This window comes from Pseudomonas sp. G166 (genome assembly GCF_037027455.2).
Classification (GTDB): domain Bacteria; phylum Pseudomonadota; class Gammaproteobacteria; order Pseudomonadales; family Pseudomonadaceae; genus Aquipseudomonas.
On record NZ_CP146985.1, the window covers coordinates 1,940,642 to 1,957,911 of the forward strand.

At 61.1% G+C, this 17,270-nt stretch carries 16 protein-coding genes; 6 read left to right on the plus strand and 10 right to left on the minus strand.

The genetic code is table 11. From position 1 onward, the window contains the following. Positions 1 to 299: 299 nt before the first annotated feature. On the plus strand, positions 300 to 1,217 hold the full coding sequence (yegS, locus tag SGN16_RS08775) for a lipid kinase YegS (protein WP_335945357.1): 918 nt from the start codon (positions 300 to 302) through the stop codon (positions 1,215 to 1,217). Here the strand turns inward: yegS and SGN16_RS08780 are convergent. The 3 genes from SGN16_RS08780 to SGN16_RS08790 all read right to left on the minus strand — a co-directional run bounded on the left by SGN16_RS08780 (position 1,201) and on the right by SGN16_RS08790 (position 3,455). Next, positions 1,201 to 1,860 carry a response regulator transcription factor gene (locus SGN16_RS08780; RefSeq protein WP_210643572.1) on the minus strand — a complete coding sequence of 220 codons (660 nt, stop codon included), beginning with the start codon at positions 1,858 to 1,860 and terminating at the stop codon, positions 1,201 to 1,203. The two genes, yegS and SGN16_RS08780, sit on opposite strands and share 17 nt — an antisense overlap. Beyond that, positions 1,857 to 2,750, minus strand: a complete 894-nt coding sequence (locus tag SGN16_RS08785; RefSeq protein WP_210645165.1) for a sensor histidine kinase — start codon at positions 2,748 to 2,750, stop codon at positions 1,857 to 1,859. The genes SGN16_RS08780 and SGN16_RS08785 overlap by 4 nt, the downstream gene beginning before the upstream one ends. A gap of 234 nt (positions 2,751 to 2,984) precedes the next feature. Further along, positions 2,985 to 3,455, minus strand: coding sequence for a hypothetical protein (locus tag SGN16_RS08790; RefSeq protein WP_335945358.1), 471 nt, complete (start codon positions 3,453 to 3,455; stop codon positions 2,985 to 2,987). A 481-nt stretch (positions 3,456 to 3,936) separates the two neighbouring features. On the opposite strand from SGN16_RS08790, the gene SGN16_RS08795 reads away from it, so the two are divergent. Continuing rightward, positions 3,937 to 4,860, plus strand: a complete 924-nt coding sequence (locus tag SGN16_RS08795) for a chemotaxis protein CheV (RefSeq protein WP_053120553.1) — start codon at positions 3,937 to 3,939, stop codon at positions 4,858 to 4,860. A 71-nt stretch (positions 4,861 to 4,931) separates the two neighbouring features. Beyond that, positions 4,932 to 5,741 (plus strand): MOSC domain-containing protein, encoded by an 810-nt coding sequence (locus SGN16_RS08800; protein ID WP_335945359.1) that lies wholly within the window; start codon positions 4,932 to 4,934, stop codon positions 5,739 to 5,741. Between the two features lie 106 nt (positions 5,742 to 5,847). Here the strand turns inward: SGN16_RS08800 and SGN16_RS08805 are convergent, their stop codons facing one another. From SGN16_RS08805 to SGN16_RS08830, 6 genes are all read right to left on the minus strand, one after another. Further along, the gene (locus tag SGN16_RS08805; RefSeq protein WP_053120557.1) at positions 5,848 to 6,132 is read right to left on the minus strand and encodes a pyrimidine/purine nucleoside phosphorylase; all 285 of its coding nucleotides are present in this window, start codon (positions 6,130 to 6,132) and stop codon (positions 5,848 to 5,850) included. 83 nt (positions 6,133 to 6,215) lie between these two features. After that, positions 6,216 to 6,758 carry an exonuclease domain-containing protein gene (locus SGN16_RS08810; RefSeq protein ID WP_335945360.1) on the minus strand — a complete coding sequence of 181 codons (543 nt, stop codon included), beginning with the start codon at positions 6,756 to 6,758 and terminating at the stop codon, positions 6,216 to 6,218. Between the two features lie 62 nt (positions 6,759 to 6,820). After that, entirely contained in the window at positions 6,821 to 8,791 is a 1,971-nt protein-coding gene (locus SGN16_RS08815) for an acetyl/propionyl/methylcrotonyl-CoA carboxylase subunit alpha (protein ID WP_335945361.1), read from the minus strand. A gap of 130 nt (positions 8,792 to 8,921) precedes the next feature. Continuing rightward, a complete protein-coding gene (gene atuD / locus SGN16_RS08820) occupies positions 8,922 to 10,079 on the minus strand; it encodes a citronellyl-CoA dehydrogenase (RefSeq protein WP_335945362.1) in 1,158 nt (385 codons plus the stop codon). Between the two features lie 33 nt (positions 10,080 to 10,112). Next, a complete protein-coding gene (gene atuC / locus SGN16_RS08825) occupies positions 10,113 to 11,729 on the minus strand; it encodes a geranyl-CoA carboxylase subunit beta (protein WP_335945363.1) in 1,617 nt (538 codons plus the stop codon). Positions 11,730 to 11,871: 142 nt separating this feature from the next. Continuing rightward, complete coding sequence (locus tag SGN16_RS08830; protein WP_335945364.1) at positions 11,872 to 13,662, minus strand: acyclic terpene utilization AtuA family protein; 1,791 nt, start codon at positions 13,660 to 13,662, stop codon at positions 11,872 to 11,874. A gap of 180 nt (positions 13,663 to 13,842) precedes the next feature. Between SGN16_RS08830 and SGN16_RS08835 the strand changes: the two genes are divergently transcribed. The 3 genes from SGN16_RS08835 to SGN16_RS08845 all read left to right on the plus strand — a co-directional run bounded on the left by SGN16_RS08835 (position 13,843) and on the right by SGN16_RS08845 (position 16,442). Further along, positions 13,843 to 14,469 (plus strand): TetR/AcrR family transcriptional regulator, encoded by a 627-nt coding sequence (locus SGN16_RS08835; RefSeq protein ID WP_210643580.1) that lies wholly within the window; start codon positions 13,843 to 13,845, stop codon positions 14,467 to 14,469. A gap of 113 nt (positions 14,470 to 14,582) precedes the next feature. After that, positions 14,583 to 15,359, plus strand: coding sequence for an ABC transporter substrate-binding protein (locus SGN16_RS08840; protein WP_210645167.1), 777 nt, complete (start codon positions 14,583 to 14,585; stop codon positions 15,357 to 15,359). A gap of 69 nt (positions 15,360 to 15,428) precedes the next feature. Continuing rightward, on the plus strand, positions 15,429 to 16,442 hold the full coding sequence (locus SGN16_RS08845; RefSeq protein WP_210643581.1) for a GNAT family N-acetyltransferase: 1,014 nt from the start codon (positions 15,429 to 15,431) through the stop codon (positions 16,440 to 16,442). A gap of 130 nt (positions 16,443 to 16,572) precedes the next feature. Here the strand turns inward: SGN16_RS08845 and SGN16_RS08850 are convergent, their stop codons facing one another. Then, entirely contained in the window at positions 16,573 to 17,121 is a 549-nt protein-coding gene (locus tag SGN16_RS08850; RefSeq protein ID WP_025212663.1) for an RNA polymerase factor sigma-70, read from the minus strand. Positions 17,122 to 17,270: the final 149 nt, after the last annotated feature.

A 17,270-nucleotide genomic window follows, 5' to 3' on the forward strand; every position in this document is an offset into this window, starting at 1 on the left:
GCCCTCGCGAGCCCTGATGTGTCCATCCATGAGTAAGTACATCCTTGTGTAATGAGCGTTTTAACGGTCCAGCACAACAGAATGCCAAGGTGTCTTAATACAGCCAGGGGGTCAATTGACCTGATTCGCCGGGGCTCGTAAGAAAATTCTTCGAATGGAGACGTATGGGTGGATGGGCTGCTTCGCAGTGTCTCCTTGGGGCGCTAGATCGTGTTTTTTTATTGAAATTGAGACGGTCAGGGCTTTTTCGGATGAATGAGCGGTCCCATTTCCAGAACCTTCCAATGACGGAGACAACGATGAGCAAAGGCAAGGCGCTGATGATTTTGCATGGCAAGCAAGCCCTCAACGACGAGGTTCGCGCCGCAGTGATGCTCAAGCGTGAGCAGGGCTGGGACCTGGCGGTACGGTTGACCTGGGAGGCAGGCGATGCCCGGCGATGTGTCGAAGAAGCACTGGATGCCGGCTACACGCAATTGATCGCCGGTGGCGGTGACGGCTCCTTGCGTGATATCGCCGAAGCTATCGTCCACCAGTCGAGCGACGCCAGTCTGGTACTGCTGCCGCTGGGCACTGCCAATGACTTTGCCCGGGCGGCCGGTATCCCGCTGGAGCCGGCCCAGGCACTGGACTTGCTGGACATTGCACCACAGGCTGTTGATGTGGGTGAAGTCGGCGGCCAGATTTTCCTGAACATGGCCACGGGCGGTTTTGGCAGCCAGGTGACGGCGAACACCTCCGAGGACTTGAAGAAGGTCCTCGGAGGCGCCGCTTACCTGTTCACCGGCTTATCGCGCTTCAGTGAGCTGAGTGCGGCCTACGGCGAATTGCAGGGGCCTGGCTTTCAGTGGCAGGGCGATTTGCTGGCGCTTGGCATCGGTAACGGCCGACAGGCCGGGGGTGGTCATGTGCTGTGCCCGCAGGCGCTGGTCGATGACGGATTGCTGGACATCAGCATCCTGCCAGCGCCGCAGGAAGTGGTCAGCACGCTCAAAGACCTGTTGGCTGGAGGCTTGGGTATCGACAATATGTTTGTGCGCGCGCGCTTGCCCTGGGTGGAAATCAAAGTCGCCCAGGGCCTGGATATCAATCTTGATGGCGAACCGTTGCAGGTCGACAGTCTGCGTTTCACTGTGCGGCCAAAGGCATTGCGGGTGCACCTGCCGCACGATTCGCCGCTGCTTGGCGCTTCGACGAGGCTCAATCGTCCAGGCTGATGATCTGTTCGCGCACGGCGAACAGCACGAGCCCGGCCACGTCATGGATTTGTAGCCGCTTCATGATTTGTGCCCGGTGGGTTTCCACGGTCTTGATGCTCAGGCTCAGGCCGTTGGCAATTTCCCGGGTGGACTTGCCGCGTACGATCAGGCGCAGTATTTCCAGTTGACGTGCAGTCAGGTTGTGGGTCTGGGCAGGGTCGGGCAGGTGCTTTTGGACGCGGGTCAGCGCCTGGTTGATCACGGTGTGGGCGATGGCCGGGCTCAGGTAGCGTTCGTTGTTGCGCAATGCCTCCAGGGCGTGCTCCAGCTCGGTGGGCGTGGTGTCCTTGAGCAGGTAGCCATGGGCTCCGGATTCGAGGGCCTGCATGATCAACGCCGGATCGGTGTGCATCGACAGGATCAACACTTTGCTGTGAGGACGCACCTGCTTGAGTTGCCGCAAGGCGTCCAGGCCGTTGGTGTTTTTCATGGAAATGTCCAGCAGCACGATATCGGGGTTCAGTCGCTCTACCAGCTCCAGTAATCGCGTGCCGTCATTGGCTTCGCCGATGACGGCGTAGCCGGGAAGATCCATGACCAGGGCGCGCACGCCGGCCCTGATCAGCGAGTGGTCGTCTACCAGGAGCAGATTACAAATCAATGGAGAACCTTATTCTTACTGGCTCGTTCCAGGGCTCGGGGCGCCCAGGGAAAGCGTGCTTCGATGTGCGTGCCTTTACCGGCTTCGCTGATGACCTTGAGGGTGCCGCCCAGTTGCTCAGCCCGCTCCGACATGCCGGCCATGCCGCGTTGCCCTTCGCGAGCGGGGTGGGCGGCGGGAACAAACCCCTGGCCATCGTCGCTGATCAGCAGCATCAGGCCTTCGGGCAGGCGCTGCAGGCGCACCAGCAGATTCTTCGCCTGGGCATGACGCAAGATATTGGTGACCGCTTCCTGGGTGATTCGAAAGACCGCGACGGTCATTTCCTCGGGAATGCCCGCCATGCGCTGTTGGCAATCGAGGCTCCATTTCACCGGGGTGTTGGCCAGAGTCTTGAGCAGGTGCGCACGCAGGCTGGCTTCCAGGCCCAGGCTGGTCAATTGCCTCGGGTTGAGGATCGCCGACACATCGCGGACTTTGTTGAGGGTTTCGTCGAGGGTTTCGCACAGTATCGTGCATTGCCCCTGCAATTCTTCCGGTATCCGGCGCTTGAGCCATTCGCTTTGCAGTTTCGCCGCGGTCAGCAACTGGCCGATGTCGTCGTGCAATTCGCGGCTGAGCCGGTGGCGCTCGTTCTCCTGGACCTCAAGCAACCGGTTGGCCAGTTCGTGAGGCTGGAACTTGATGGATTTGCGCGACAATCGATGGTGGATCCAGACACAGGTCATGGCCGCGACATTCAGTGCCAGCAGGCCCAGCGGCACCGTGTGGGCAAACAGGTAAGTCAATAGGCAGCCGAGGGCCGAGCAGATGCACAGTAATAATGTGAAGCGGCGGGCATTTTCTCGGGAGGGAGGCCAGGTGATGAATGACTTGAGGCTGGCGTACATAGCGGATGGAGCCAATGAATGTTCGCTGCGGGCAAGCCGGTCAGCGCATCTGACGGGCCGGGTCGGGTAAACGTTTGAGGTCGAAGGCATATTTCAGGTGGCGGCTTTTGCGCCGCAGTCTGAAACAACTGACGCGGGAGATAGTACCACTTCGCAAATCGTTGGTCGCGCTCGGCATGGCAGCAAGAAAGCGCTATGAGGCACGCATATCATCCTGGGCCGGCATCCTCGACATCAGGCTTGTTTTTGGGGATAAGGCACCAGTGTCATTGGGCGCGAGGCTGGCAGTTCCTGGCACGGACTCTGGCCTACCTGGAATGCAAAAGCTTCGATCAGCGAGGTTTGCTCGCTGGTGTCCAGGCCGAGTTGGCCGGTGGTGTGATCGACCAGTTCAAGTTGCCAAGCCATCAAAGTGAAACAATCCTTTAGCGCACCCAAGGCCTGTTCATGCAGTTCCATGTGGTTTTGCGCGTGGCTGAGCAAGCCATGGATATGCAACGAGAACTCCGAAACAGCTTCCAGCGCCAGGGCATCGGCCTTGTTTGCCAGCTTCAACAAAGTGCTGAGCATGCAATCGATGGCGTCTTTGTCGTTGCTGATCAGTTGCAAGTGGCTCAGGCATTCCTCGGACTTGGCCAGAAGCGTCTCGGCTTCGGTCAGAAACTCAGGAAGGCGCTGATTCCAGTTCGTATCGTCGTTCGGCATGCTTATCTCCACAACATCGTGTCAGGCGAAAGAAAATCGCATGTGGCGAACGGCTGGACTTCACCGCCGGTTACGAACGAAGACGCGTCGGCACATCGTTGCCGTTGGGCAATGACTGAATCGCCAACGGTTGCGTTGGCGAGATCGGCCCAGAGGCTGGAAGTCCGAAGTCCTGCGGTCGCGCACAAAGGCCTGACTCCATTCAGCAATGAGAATGGCGTCACATTAATGGCTATTGGATAGCGGGAATATCAGGTTGGACCTGATTGTGCCTAGGGGAATCCCTTACACAGGGGAACCTTGTGCGCAAACCGAGGTCGCGCAGCGGGGAAAAATCACGGATGAAACCGTGAAGCCAGTAAAGCATGATGTTAATGTGACATCAATGCCCCTCGGTCATATTTCATACAGGGGTCAAGATCCGACTGACGCAGCCGATATCCCTTTATAAGATTTATTCGAACAAGCCCAGGAGTCATCGATGGCCGGCATTCTCGATACAGTAGATCAGCGAACCCAACTGGTGGGTGAGAATCGCCTGGAAATTCTCATGTTTCGCCTGGCGGGGCGACAGTTGTTCGCCATTAACGTATTCAAGGTCCAGGAAGTGCTGCAACTGCCGAAACTGACGTTGATGCCACAGCGCCACCCATTTGTATGTGGCGTGGTCAATCTGCGGGGCCAGACGCTGCCGGTGATCGATCTGTCCCAGGCCATCGGCATGCGTCCGCTGGTGCCGGGGGCCAACAGCACCATCATCGTCACCGAATACAACCGTTCGGTTCAGGCATTCCTGGTGGGTGGTGTGGACCGCATTGTCAACATGAACTGGGAAGCCATCCTGCCGCCTCCGACCAGCGCCGGTCGCGAGCACTACCTGACCGCCATCAGCAAGGTGGACGATCAGTTGGTGGAAATCATCGACGTGGAAAAAGTCCTGGCCGAAATCGTGCCATATAACGCCAAGGTCTCCCGGGACAAGCTCGAAGACCCGGTGCTGGAGCGTGCCCGCGGGCGTGAAGTGCTGCTGGTGGACGACTCCAACGTTGCGCTCTCCCAACTGCGCGACACCCTGGGGCAATTGGGTGTGAAAATGCACATCGCCAGTGATGGTTTGAAAGCCCTGAACATGCTCAAGGCCTGGGCCGATACCGGCGAGGTGATGACCGACAAACTGTTGATGATCTTCACCGACGCGGAAATGCCCGAAATGGACGGCTACCGCCTGACCACCGAAATTCGCAACGACCCGCGTCTGCGTGGGCTCTATGTGGTACTGCACACCTCGCTGTCGGGCAGCTTCAACGATTCGATGGTCAAGAAGGTCGGTTGCGACAATTTCCTCTCCAAATTCCAACCGGACAAACTGGTCGATGTGGTACGTCAGCGGTTGATGCTCGACTGAGGCTGATGGTGGTTTGCTTCAATGGCCGGCTCGTATAAGGTGGCATTTTTTCGCCACCAGGGAAGTTGACCATGTTGCGGCTGAGTGCGCTGTATCGCTATCCGTTGAAGTCCGGCAAGGGCCAGGCCCTGCAAGGGATTGGCCTGGATAAGCTCGGGTTGGACGGTGACCGGCGCTGGATGCTGGTGGATGAGGGCACCGGTCGCTTCCTGACCCAGCGCGCCGTGGCGAAGATGAGCCAGCTCTCGGCATTGTGGAACGAAACGGGCGGCCTGACGCTCAGCGCCCCAGGCCACGGTACCATCGACGTGCCGCTACCGCCGGCCGTTGAAGAACAGCGGCGCGGGGTGATCATCTGGCGCGACACCTTGCGCGTGCCGGATGCCGGTGACGAGGCGGCTGCCTGGGTCAGCGAATTCATCGGCAACCCCACCCGCTTGGTGCATGTGCCGGTCGAGCTGGCGCGTACCACCGCCGCCGGTTATGGCAAGGATGACGACAAGGTCGCCTTCGCCGATGGCTTTCCATTGCTGCTGATCGGCCAGTCCTCTTTGCAGGACCTGTCCAGTCGAGTAGGGCGCTCGCTGGAAATGCTGCGCTTTCGTCCCAACCTGGTGGTCGAAGGCAGCGAAGCATTTGCCGAGGACGGCTGGAAGCGTATTCGTATCGGCGATGTGGAGTTCCGGCTGGTCAAGCCCTGCTCGCGCTGCATCATGACCACGGTCGATCCGCAAACTGGCGAGCGTGATCCGAACCGCGAACCCTTCGCGACGCTGCAGCAGTATCGTTCGACACCGGACGGTGCGATGTTTGGCCAGAACCTGGTCAATGACAGCAATGGTCGACTTGAAGTCGGCATGCCGGTAGAAGTGCTCGAATAAGAGACCCTTGAATAAAAATGCCCGTGTCGTTGGACACGGGCATTTTTATTTTCACACAACAGCTCTTGGTCCCGCTGGGCTGCGCAGCAGCCCCTATATCTCAGGCTCAGCCGCGGTATTCACACAGGTAGGCGGTGTCGACGGCGACCTTGAGCTGGAACTTGCTGTTGGCCGGTACATTGAATTGGCTGCCAGCCTGGAAGGTTTCCCAATCAGTGCTGTCAGGCAGTTTCACGGTCAGGGCGCCGGAGACGACGTGCATGATTTCCCGCTGGGCCGTACCGAATTCGTATTCGCCCGGGGCCATGACGCCGATGGTCGCAGGGCCTTCGGCGGTGCCAAAAGCGATCGACTTGACGGTGCCGTCGAAGTACTCGTTGACTTTAAACATGGGCGATTCCTCGAAAAAGGGGCTGAAAAGGGCCGGCCAGTATGCACAAGGCTTCAACATTCGTCATCTGCCGCACCTGCGGCTCACCCTGGAAGCACCAAGGGCAGCAACCGCGCCGTATTGCGCGCATCCTCCAGGGCTCGGTGCTGCTGACCACAAAATTGCAACCCGGCCAGTTGCAGCGCGCCATTGAGACCCAGCGGTCGTTCCAGGCGACGGGCCTTGGCGAAACGCTGTTTGAGGTTCATGTGCGGTATTTGGCCAAGGACACTTTGTAACTGCTGATGTTGCCATTCCTGAAGCAATTGCTTGCGGTCGTAGTCGCCCCAACTGACCCAGCTTTCCAGGTTTGAGTGATACGGCGCCAACCAGCGCTCGAACACGGGCCAGACTTCAGTCAGGGGCGCGGCACCGTCGATGTTGGCCTGGGTGATGTGGGTCAACTCGCGACAGAAAGATGTAAGCAGTGGTCGCCTCAAGGGCCGCACGAAACGCTGGAAATGATCCACCTCGCGACCGTCGCGGTTCACCAGCGAGGCGCCGATTTCGATAATTTCCATTTCGGTTACTGGCCAACCACCTTCATCGGTAGTGGCCTCCAGATCAATCACCAGCCAGTGAGGCATTGCAAGGTTCCCGGTATCGGCGCGCTGATGGATTTGAGCGTAGTCAAACCCGGCGCATCCGCCTAGTGCCCTGTTTCGACCCGCAACAAAACCTGGCGGTTTTTCACCTGGTCGCCTGGCTTGACCTGTAATTGCCTGACGATCCCGTCGATGCCTGCCTTGAGTGGGTGCTCCATTTTCATCGCCTCCAGCACTATCAGCAGTTGGCCCTGGCGTACCGGACTGCCTTCGCTGGCCAGCAGCTCGACAATGACGCCGTCCATGGGCGCCTTGAGCGTGCCATCACTGGTACTGGCCGTGGGGATGCTGGCGGCCTGGGTCCGGTCTTGCAGGTGCAGGCAGCCGGGGCGAGTGAACAGCCATAGGTCGTTGCCGTCGAGGCGCCAGGTATGGCGTTGGCGAAGGCCGTTGATCATCAGCGTGGCACCACATCGATCCATGTCGAGCAGCTTCAGTTCGGTCAAGCCCTCGGTGCTGCGAATGTTTAGCGTCCCGTCGATTTCGGCAGCCAGGGTCAGCGTCCAATTCCGTTCCCCCGCGCCGATCCGATAGTGCAGTGCCGTGCCGGCATTGTTGCGCCATCCGGCCAGACCGGAGGCATGTCGTGCGTGCGAGGCCTGATAAAACAGGGCCGTGGCAATAGCGAGCTGTTCGGTCGAGGGCTCGTGGGGTTGAAGGGCCGCATGACCGGCAAAATGCTGGCCGATGAACCCGTTGTCGAAGTCAGCATCAATGAACCGCGGATGCGCCAGCAACCCCGCCAGCAAACGCTGATTGCTCTGGACGCCGAGCAGCACGCAATCCTCCACTGCTCGCAGCAGTTTGCGTCGGGCCTCTTCGCGGGTGGCACCATGGGCGATGAGTTTACCCAGCAGTGGGTCGTAGAACGGCGTAATGGCCTGGCCTTCCAGCAAGCCATGGTCGATTCGCACGCCGTCGCGGGGGGACGGTTGCCAGCCGATCAGCCGCCCGGTCTGAGGCAGGAAGTCCGCGGCCGGGTCTTCTGCACAAAGCCGAACTTCCATGGCATGGCCGTTGAGCACGAGGTGCTCCTGGCGCAGGGGTAATGGCAGGCCGGCGGCGACCTCCAGTTGCCAGGCCACCAGGTCCAGGCCGGTGACGAGTTCGGTCACCGGGTGTTCGACCTGCAGGCGCGTGTTCATCTCGAGGAAATAAAACCGGCCGTCCGGGGTGAGCAGAAACTCCACGGTCCCGGCACCGACGTAACTGACCGTGCGGGCTGCCTTGAGCGCCATGTCACCCATGGCCTGGCGCAGCTCGGCGGTCATGATTGGGCAGGGCGCTTCCTCGATGATTTTCTGGTGGCGCCGCTGGATCGAGCAGTCGCGCTCGCCCAGATGGATGAGCTGGCCATGGTGGTCGCCGAAAATCTGTACCTCCACGTGCCGCGGATTGATCAAGGCCTGTTCGAGAATCAGTTCGTCGTTGCCGAAGCCGTGCAATGCTTCGGAGCGCGCGGTGCGCAACTGTTCCAGCAGATCCTCGGCCCGCGATACCAGACGCATGCCACGGCCCCCGCCGCCGGCGCTGGCCTTGATCATCAGCGGGTAGCCGATGCGCGCGGCTTCGCGGCGCAGGGTGTCATCGTCCTGGGCGGCACCTTGGTAACCGGCGATGCAGGGGACGCCGGCTTTGATCATGGCGATTTTCGAGCGACGCTTGCTGCCCATCAGGTCAATGGCCTCGGGGCTTGGCCCGATGAACACCAGACCGGCTTCGGCGCAGGCCTTGGCGAAAACGGCGTTTTCCGACAGGAAGCCGTAGCCGGGGTGGATGGCATCAGCGCCGCTGCGCCGGGCCGCATCGAGAATGGCCGACAGGTTGAGGTAGGACTGCTGCACCGCCGCCGGGCCGATCAACACGGCTTCGTCGGCCATGCGCACATGCAGCGCGTCGGCATCGGCCGCGCTGAATACCGCCACCGTGCGATAACCCAGGGCCTGGGCGGTGCGCTGGATCCGGCAGGCGATTTCGCCGCGGTTGGCGATGAGGATTTTGCTGAAGGTGGGCATGGGGTCGCTCCTGGGTTTTGCGGTGGCTGTCAGGGCCTCATCGCGAGCAAGCTCGCTCCCACATTGACTGCGTCCACCGTCCAGTGTGGGAGCGAGCTTGCTCGCGATAGCGGCCAGTCAGGCAAGAAACTCACTTGTTCTTCCCCGGCAAAATCCCCATGAGTTTGCAGATGATGCCCAGCATGATCTCGTCCGCACCGGCGCCGATGGACACCAGGCGCACATCGCGATAGGCCCGTGCCACCGGGTTGTCCCACATGAACCCCATGCCGCCCCAGTATTGCAGGCAACTGTCGGTGACTTCCCGAGCCAGGCGCCCGGCCTTGAGCTTGGCCATCGACGCCAGTCGCGTGACGTCCTGGTCGTTGATGTACTGTTCGGTGGCCTGGTAGACCAGCGCCCGCAGGCACTCGATTTCACTGGCCAGTTCCGCCAGGCGAAAGTGAATCACCTGGTTATCGATCAGGGCGGTGCCGAAGGTCTGGCGTTCCTTGCAGTACTCGATGGTGCGGTCGATGCAATGCTCCAGGCCCTTGATCATGTTCGCCGCGCCGAACAAACGTTCTTCCTGGAACTGCAGCATCTGCATCATGAACCCGGCGCCTTCCTGGCCAATGCGGTTGCGTTGCGGCACCCGCACGTCATCGAAGAACACCTGGGCGGTTTCCGAGCTACGCATGCCGAGTTTGTCCAGGCGCGCGCCAAGGCTGATGCCGGGGCTGTGCATCGGCACCACGATCAGCGATTTGTTGACGTGCGGCTTGTCCTCCGAGGTATTGGCCAGCAGGCAAATGAAATCGGCGCTCGGTGCGTTGGTGATCCACATCTTGCTGCCGTTGATGACGTAGTCGTCGCCGTCCTTGCGGGCCGTGGTCTTGAGCCCGGCGACGTCTGAGCCGGCGCCGACTTCCGAGACGCCGATGCAGCCCACCTGCTCGCCGCGAATGGCCGGACGCAGGAATTCTTCCCGCAACTCATCGGAGCCAAAGCGCGCCAGGGCCGGGGTGCACATGTCGGTTTGCACGCCGATGGACATTGGCACTCCGCCGCAATGGATGGTGCCAAACTCCTCGGCCGCCACGATCGAATAGCTGTAGTCCAGGCCCATGCCGCCAAATTGTTCCGGCTTGGAAATGCCCAGCAACCCCAGCCCGCCGGCCTTGCGGAAAATCTTGTGGATGGGGAAACGCCCGGCCTTCTCCCATTCCTCGACGTTAGGGTTGATGTCGTGGTCGACGAACTGGCGAACGGTACGCCGCAGTGCTTCGTGTTCCTGGGTGAAGATCATGTTCAGTGTTCTCCTGTGAGCCGTGGAGCGTCCTCAGAAACGGGCCACGCCGAAGCTGTTGGGTTGCAGCGGCCGGACCTCGGCCTCGTGACAGATGTCCAGCAGATAGCCCACCAGCGTGCGGGTTTCTCGCGGATCGATCAGTCCGTCGTCCCACAGGTTGGCGCTGCCATAGAGGGCGCTGGACTGGCTGTCGATTTTCTGTGCGGTGGTGTGCTCCAGCAGGTCCAGCATCTTCGGGTCGGGGGTCAGGCCACTCTTGAGCTGTGTGGCCTCGGTGACGATGCGCAAGACCTTGCCGGCCTGGGCGCCGCCCATCACCGCCGTGTGGCTGTTGGGCCAGGCGAAGATGAAGCGCGGGTCCAGCCCACGACCGCACATGGCGTAGTTGCCGGCGCCGTAGGAGCCGCCCACCACGACGGTCAGCTTGGGTACACGGGCGTTGGCCACGGCCTGGATCATCTTGGCTCCATGCTTGATCACGCCTTGGCGTTCCGCCTCGGTGCCGACCATGAACCCGGTGGTGTTGTGCAAGAACAGCAGCGGCGTGCGGCTCTGGTCGCACAACTGGATGAACTGCGCGGCCTTGCTGGCGCCCTTGGGCGTGATCGGGCCGTTGTTGCCGATCAGGCCGCAGGCATGGCCGCGAATGTGCAAGTGGCCGCAAATCGTCTGCGTGTCGAACCCACTCTTGAATGCCAGGAAGTTCGAGCCATCGGCGATGCGGGCAATGATTTCTTGCACGTCGTAGGGTTTCTTCGGATCGTCCGGGATCAGCCCCAATAATTCGTCGGCGGGGTAGAGCGGCTCTGTCCAGCTGCGTTGTGGCAGCGGCGGCAGTTGCGCGTTCCAGGGCAGCAGGCTGACGATTTCCCGGGCCAGGCGCACACCGTCGGCGTCGTTTTCCGCCAGGTATTCGGCGGTGCCCGCCACCTGCGCGTGCATCTGCGCGCCGCCCAATTCCTCTTCGCTGGCGACTTCGCCGGTGGCGGCCTTGAGCAACGGTGGTCCGGCCAGAAACAGCCGCGCCTTGTCGCGCACCACCACCACGTAATCCGACAGGCCCGGCTGATAAGCGCCGCCGGCGGTGGCTGAGCCATGCACCACGGTGATCTGCGGCAGGCCCATGGCCGACATCCGCGCCTGATTGGCGAAGCTGCGCGCTCCTTCGACGAAAATCTGCGCGGCATAATTGAGATTGGCGCCGCCGCTCTCGGCCAGGGTGATGACCGGCAGTTTGTTCTCCATGGCGATCTGTTGCAGGCGCAGGGTCTTGTGCAGGCCGCTGGGGGAAATCGTCCCGCCCTTGATCGCGCTGTTGTTCGCCACCACCAGTACCCGCACCCCGGACACGTAGCCAATTCCCGCGATCAGGCCGCCGCCGGCCTGGCTGCCATCCTTGTCGTCATGCAGTTTGTAGCCGGCCAGGCTCGCCAGTTCGAGGAACGGTGCGCCGGGGTCCAGCAGCAGGTTCAGGCGCTGGCGCGGCAGCAATTGGCCGCGCTGGTCGAATTTAGCCTGGGCCTGGGCGGCTTCGACCAACACGGCCTGTTCGAGTTGGCGCAGGTGTTCGACACCCGCCAGCATCGCCGCGTGATTGCGGGCGTAGTCGGCGCTGTGTGGGTCAAGCTGCGATTCGATCACTGGCATGAGGATTCCTCTTGCTCGAACGGATTAGCGCTACCCCTGTGGCGAGGGGATTTATCCCCGCTGGCTGCGCAGCAGCCCCTAAGCAGTTGATTCAATTTGCCTGACACACCAGATCGCAGGCATTTAGGGCCGCGACCGTCTCCTAGTTGAGCTGATCAGCGATGCTTTGCGGCACCGGTATCTGGATCTCCAGCAACTGCTGGGCGAACGCCTTGCCTTGGGGATCGATGCGCAGGCTCGCGACACCCCCGCCGCCGAGGGCGTTTTCCAGCAGGAAATTCAGGCTATGGGTGCCCGGCAAATACCAGCGTTCGACGCGGCCCAGTAGTGGGTCGAGCACGTGGCTCATCCAGTCGACCATCACCTCCGGCGTCAGCGCCTCGGCGATCCATGGCAAGTATTCGGGCTCTCGGGCGATCACGCCTATATTGCTGTGATTACCCTTGTCGCCGGAGCGTGCCACCGCCAGTTTGACCAGCGGCACACTGGCATCGGCCCGACCTTGGGGCTTGGGCAGATCCGGGGCGCCCGGTAAATCGGCGGTCTCCAGCGGCTCGATGGCGGGCAGGGCGCAAGGATGGTGCTGGCCATCGAGTTCGATATCGAGCCGACAGGCGGTTTTGTCGATCAGGAACGAGAACAGGCGGATCAGCGGCGACACCGTTGGCCGGCCGCCGACCAAACCGGTCAACCCCGGTGCCATGCCAGTGGCGGCCTGGGCGATCTCCTTGGAAAACAGCACCAGCGCCGCTCTCTGCGGGTGTCGCACGGCGATTTTGATCAGCACCTCGCGGCTGTCCTGGCGCCGACCGTGCTGGCCGTAAGTGGCTTCGCTGCCCAGCAGTTCGATGTTCACCTCGCTGAAGGGCGCCCAGCCGCGTTGGCTGAACATTTGCGAGGTCCTGTTGATGATCGCTTGGCTGACCCGTTCGGCCTTGGCCACGGCATCGATGCCCGCGATCAGGCAGGTAGCCGTGCAGCGAAAGCCATCCAGCCAGGTGGCACAGACCTTGTATTGATCGCTGGGCGGCAAGCCCTTGGCGCCGTGGACGCGCACCGTGTGCTTGCCTTGCTGGATCAACTTGACCTGGCTGAAGTCACAGGTCACGTCGGGCAAGAGGTAGCTTTGCGGGTTGCCGATTTCGTACAGCAATTGCTCGCCGACGGTCAGTGGCGTGACCAGCCCGCCGGTGCCTTCGGCTTTGGTGACAATGAACTGGCCGTCGGCGCTGACTTCAATGATGGGGAAGCCGATGTGCTCGTAATCCGCGACTTCCCGCCAGTCGGTGAAATTGCCGCCGGTGCACTGGGCGCCGCACTCGATCAGGTGGCCGGCCAGGGCGGCCTGGGCCAGTTTGTCGTAGTCGTGCCAGGCCCAGCCGAACGCGTGCACCAAGGCGGCGCTGACCACGGCGCTGTCCACCACGCGCCCGGTGATCACGATATCGGCCCCCAGACGCAGGGCTTCGACAATGCCGGGCGCGCCGAGGTAGGCGTTGGTGGACACGCAGGCGGGCGGTAGGGGCTCGCCGCTGAACATCTCGCGGATGCCTTGGCTGGCGAGTTGTTGGAAGTGCGGTTGCAGGTCATCGCCCAGCAGCACGGCGATCTTCAAGGGTACGCCAGCCTGATCGCAGGCGGCTTGCAGCGCCGCGGCGCAGGCTTGCGGATTGACCCCGCCGGCGTTGCTGATGACGCGGATCCGGCCGTCATGCAGGCGCTGGAGCAGTGGCGTAAGTACCTCGACGAAGTCCGTGGCATAGCCGCCCAAAGGGTTCTTCATGCGCGCTGCGGCCATGATCGACATCGTGACCTCGGCCAGATAGTCGAACACCAGGTAATCCAGCGCCGCGGCTTCGACCAGTTGCGCCGCAGCGCTGCAGGTATCGCCCCAGAAGGCGCTGGCGCAGCCGATTCGGATCGTTTTTGGCATGGAGTTCCCTCCCACAAACGAGGTTCGAGACTACCAAGCAAGCGCTTGGTCTGTAAACGACCGTTGGTTCTTCTTCCCGAGCGCTTGCTAGGTTGTTCCGACCAGCTTAAATTGCCCGCGTCACCCCGCCGCTTTGGTGCAGTGGCTGCACGTTGATTGATCGACTGTAGGAGAGAACGGGTGGACGAGCAAAAAGCCCTGAGCGTGATGCGTGAGCTGGTCGATCACGGGCAACTGACCGACCCGGACAGCGCTCGTGGCAAGCTGCTCCAGAGCGCCGCTCACCTGTTTCGCAACAACGGCTTCGAGCGCACCACGGTGCGCGACCTGGCGAGCGCCGTGGGTATTCAGTCGGGCAGCATCTTTCATCACTTCAAAAGCAAGGACGACATCCTGCGGGCGGTGATGGAAGAAACCATCCGCTACAACACCGCATTGATGCGCGCGGCCCTGGCCGAGGCGGGCAGTGTGCGCGAGCGCGTGCTGGCGCTGATCCGCTGTGAATTGCAGTCGATCATGGGCGGCAGCGGCGAGGCGATGGCGGTGCTGGTCTATGAGTGGCGCTCGTTATCCCAGGAAGGCCAAGGGCAAGTGCTGGCTTTGCGTGATATTTATGAGCGCTTGTGGCTTGAGGTCTTGGGCCAGGCCAAGGAGGCCGGGTATATTCGCGGGGACGTGTTCATTACCCGGCGCTTCCTCACGGGCGCGTTGTCCTGGACCACCACCTGGTTTCGCGCCGAAGGCAGCCTGAGCCTCGATGAGTTGGCCGAACAAGCCTTGATCCTGGTGCTTGAAGAAAAACGATGATCCAGCGGCGTCTTTTAGGGGCCGCGCTGGCTAAGCGGCTGAAACCGCCTAGCTTGATGGTATTGACGGGTACTTTTGGGGAGTGGGTTATCTTGACGTTTTCACAGATGGGGATGACCTCGCGTATCGTCTTGGCCGCACTGGCCATGTTCCTGACGTTGCCGGCCAGCGCGGCGCAATTGGTCCGGATCGGCGCCGCTCATTTTCCGCCCTACACCGTTCGCCCCGAGAACGGTGCCGACACCGGCCTGCTGCCGCAAATGGTGGAAGCCTTGAATCGATCGCAAACCGACTACCAGTTCGTGCTGGTACCGACTTCGATTCCGCGCCGTTTCAATGATTTCAAGCAAGGCCGGGTCGATATGGCGATTTTCGAGAATCCGGAATGGGGCTGGCAGGATGTGCCTCATACCTCGGTAGACATGGGCCTGGAAGACGCGGAAATCTTTGTCACCCAGCGCCAGCCGGATCGTCAGCAAGACTATTTCACGGATCTGAGGGGCAAGCGCCTGGCGCTGTTCAGCGGCTACCACTACGCCTTTGCCCAATTCAATGCCGACCCCAAGTACCTGGCCGGGCAATACAACGCCACGCTGACCTATTCCCATGACAGCAACCTGCTGATGGTGCTGCGCGGGCGTGCGGATATTGCGCTGGTTACCCGTTCGTACCTCAGCGACTACGTGTTGCGCAATCCCGAAGTCGGCCCGCAGTTGCTGGTATCCGAACGGATCGATCAGATTTACCACCATTACGCGCTGATCCGGCCGCAGGCGCCGATCTCCGCCGAAGCGTTTGGACAGTTGCTGCAAAAACTCCGGGACAACGGTCAGTTGCTGGCGATTTTCAAACCCTATCAAATTGACCTGGTACCGGCGCACGCCCATTGAGGGCGGCACTAAATTTCCCTTCCTGGCTCACGTCACACGTTGACTACCGACGAATACGTGAGCCCCTTCATGTCCAACCTCAATCACCCGACGACGCTGCCCTTGCCTGGGGGGCGTCGCCTCGGCGCCGATGAAACCGAACGTCACCTGAGCCTGATGCTTGAAGGCGCGCCGCTGATCCGGCTGCGCCTGGAGCGTGGTCCCGAGCTGCATGTGCATTTGCAGGACATCCACGATCGCCCCGTCGGACCGGCGTTATGGGCGGCCTGCTATTGGCTGTTTGCCCGCGATGGCAGCTGTCAGCGCCTGACCTGGCACCTCGACGAACGTCCCGGCGAAGCCTTGCTCAGCGGCCTGCTGACGGGCTCGGAGCGTGCCGGCGAATACGTCTGCGAGCGCACGATGTTCTGGCAATTGCCGCAACCGTGGCTGGGAGAGTCATTCAGCGGCAGTTATCCGCAACAGATGATCATCACCGACGGCAAGCGCCATCCGCGTCGGCCCATGAAACCGCGCGGGGAAGTGTATCGGCGCTTCGATGCACGGTTGGGGGCCTGGGTATCCTTACGCACCTTGGAAATCGAGCAGGACCTGACGCGTTTCAATCGCTGGCAGAACAGCCCGCGGGTGGCGAGTTTCTGGCAGGAGGAAGGCAGCCTGGAACAGCATCGCGAGTATTTGAGCAAGCTGCAGAGCGATCCCCGGGTCTTGACCTTGATCGGTTGCTTCGACGACCAACCATTTGCCTATTTCGAAGCCTATTGGGCCAAGGAAGATCGAATCGCGCCGTTCTATGACGCTGAGAACTACGATCGCGGCATTCACATGCTGGTGGGTGAAGAACAGCACCGGGGCCCGCACAAGGTGGCGAGCTGGCTGTCGGCGCTGGTGCATTACCTGTTTCTCGATGACCCGCGTACCCAGCGCGTGGTGGCCGAGCCTCGGGCCGATAACGCGCGGATGATCGGTCATCTGCACAACCAGTGTTTCCATTGTGCAAAGGAGTTCGATTTCCCTCACAAACGGGCGGCGCTGATGATTCTGGGGCGGGAGCGGTTTTTTGATCGGTGTGGGTTGATGTGAGGGCAGGGGGCGGTCATCAGGCCGCCATCGCGCGCAAGCTCGTTCCCACAATGGATTTGGGTGTTCACCCCCCCTGTGGGTGCGAGCTTGCTCGCGCTGGGACCAACCAAACCACCAAGCCATCGCAAAATCAGCGCCGGGCGAAGGTATCCCCACGCACCCCCGATACCTTGCGGCAATGCACCAGGGCGTCGCGGATCATGAAGTTCACCAGGGTCGGCGAGACCCCCAGTTCCTTGGCGATGTCCTTCTGCGGCACGCCGTGCAGGCGGTACATCTCGAAAGCGTAGCGGGTGCGGCTGGGCAATTCGGTCAGCGCGTCGGCGATGTGTTCCAGCGTGGAAAAGTTGATGTGTGACGTTTCTGGCGAAGCACCCTGGATCACCACGTTCAACCCTTCCTCTTCCGGCCCCGAGTATTTCTGTTCCAGCGCCTGCTTGCGGTAATGGTCGATGGCCAGGTTGCGCACGATCTGGAACAGATAGCTGAGCTGAGCCTTGAACGAGGAGGTGATCTGCGGCGCCGATTGCAGCCGGAAAAACGCGTCCTGCACTACGTCTTCCGCGCGGGACCGGCAGCCGGTGATGCGCGCCGCGATCTTGACCAGGATCATTCGATTGTCGACGAATGCCTGAAGTAACGGTGAGTCGCACCTGCTTGTGGATACTTGTTCCGTCATGGAATTCACCTTGCTGCAAAAAGTTAGCAGGGCGGCCGGATTGCCGGACGCGTCCTACATATCGAGCGACAAATTAGGCTGAATGATAATGATTGTCAATTGAGAAGAAGAATTATTGATGCGCCAAAGTCCAGCATGAGAGGCGCGGC

Excerpts from the sequence above, each read along its gene's own strand:
- atuC (WP_335945363.1), bottom strand. The coding sequence starts at position 11,729 with ATGCCAGTGATCGAATCGCAGCTTGACCCACACAGCGCCGACTACGCC.
- SGN16_RS08810 (WP_335945360.1), bottom strand. The coding sequence starts at position 6,758 with ATGCCTCACTGGCTGGTGATTGATCTGGAGGCCACTACCGATGAAGGT.
- SGN16_RS08840 (WP_210645167.1), top strand. The coding sequence starts at position 14,583 with ATGACCTCGCGTATCGTCTTGGCCGCACTGGCCATGTTCCTGACGTTG.
- SGN16_RS08795 (WP_053120553.1), top strand. The coding sequence starts at position 3,937 with ATGGCCGGCATTCTCGATACAGTAGATCAGCGAACCCAACTGGTGGGT.
- yegS (WP_335945357.1), top strand. The coding sequence starts at position 300 with ATGAGCAAAGGCAAGGCGCTGATGATTTTGCATGGCAAGCAAGCCCTC.
- SGN16_RS08800 (WP_335945359.1), top strand. The coding sequence starts at position 4,932 with ATGTTGCGGCTGAGTGCGCTGTATCGCTATCCGTTGAAGTCCGGCAAG.
- SGN16_RS08845 (WP_210643581.1), top strand. The coding sequence starts at position 15,429 with ATGTCCAACCTCAATCACCCGACGACGCTGCCCTTGCCTGGGGGGCGT.
- SGN16_RS08805 (WP_053120557.1), bottom strand. The coding sequence starts at position 6,132 with ATGTTTAAAGTCAACGAGTACTTCGACGGCACCGTCAAGTCGATCGCT.
- SGN16_RS08790 (WP_335945358.1), bottom strand. The coding sequence starts at position 3,455 with ATGCCGAACGACGATACGAACTGGAATCAGCGCCTTCCTGAGTTTCTG.
- atuD (WP_335945362.1), bottom strand. The coding sequence starts at position 10,079 with ATGATCTTCACCCAGGAACACGAAGCACTGCGGCGTACCGTTCGCCAG.
- SGN16_RS08850 (WP_025212663.1), bottom strand. The coding sequence starts at position 17,121 with ATGACGGAACAAGTATCCACAAGCAGGTGCGACTCACCGTTACTTCAG.
- SGN16_RS08815 (WP_335945361.1), bottom strand. The coding sequence starts at position 8,791 with ATGCCCACCTTCAGCAAAATCCTCATCGCCAACCGCGGCGAAATCGCC.
- SGN16_RS08785 (WP_210645165.1), bottom strand. The coding sequence starts at position 2,750 with ATGTACGCCAGCCTCAAGTCATTCATCACCTGGCCTCCCTCCCGAGAA.
- SGN16_RS08830 (WP_335945364.1), bottom strand. The coding sequence starts at position 13,662 with ATGCCAAAAACGATCCGAATCGGCTGCGCCAGCGCCTTCTGGGGCGAT.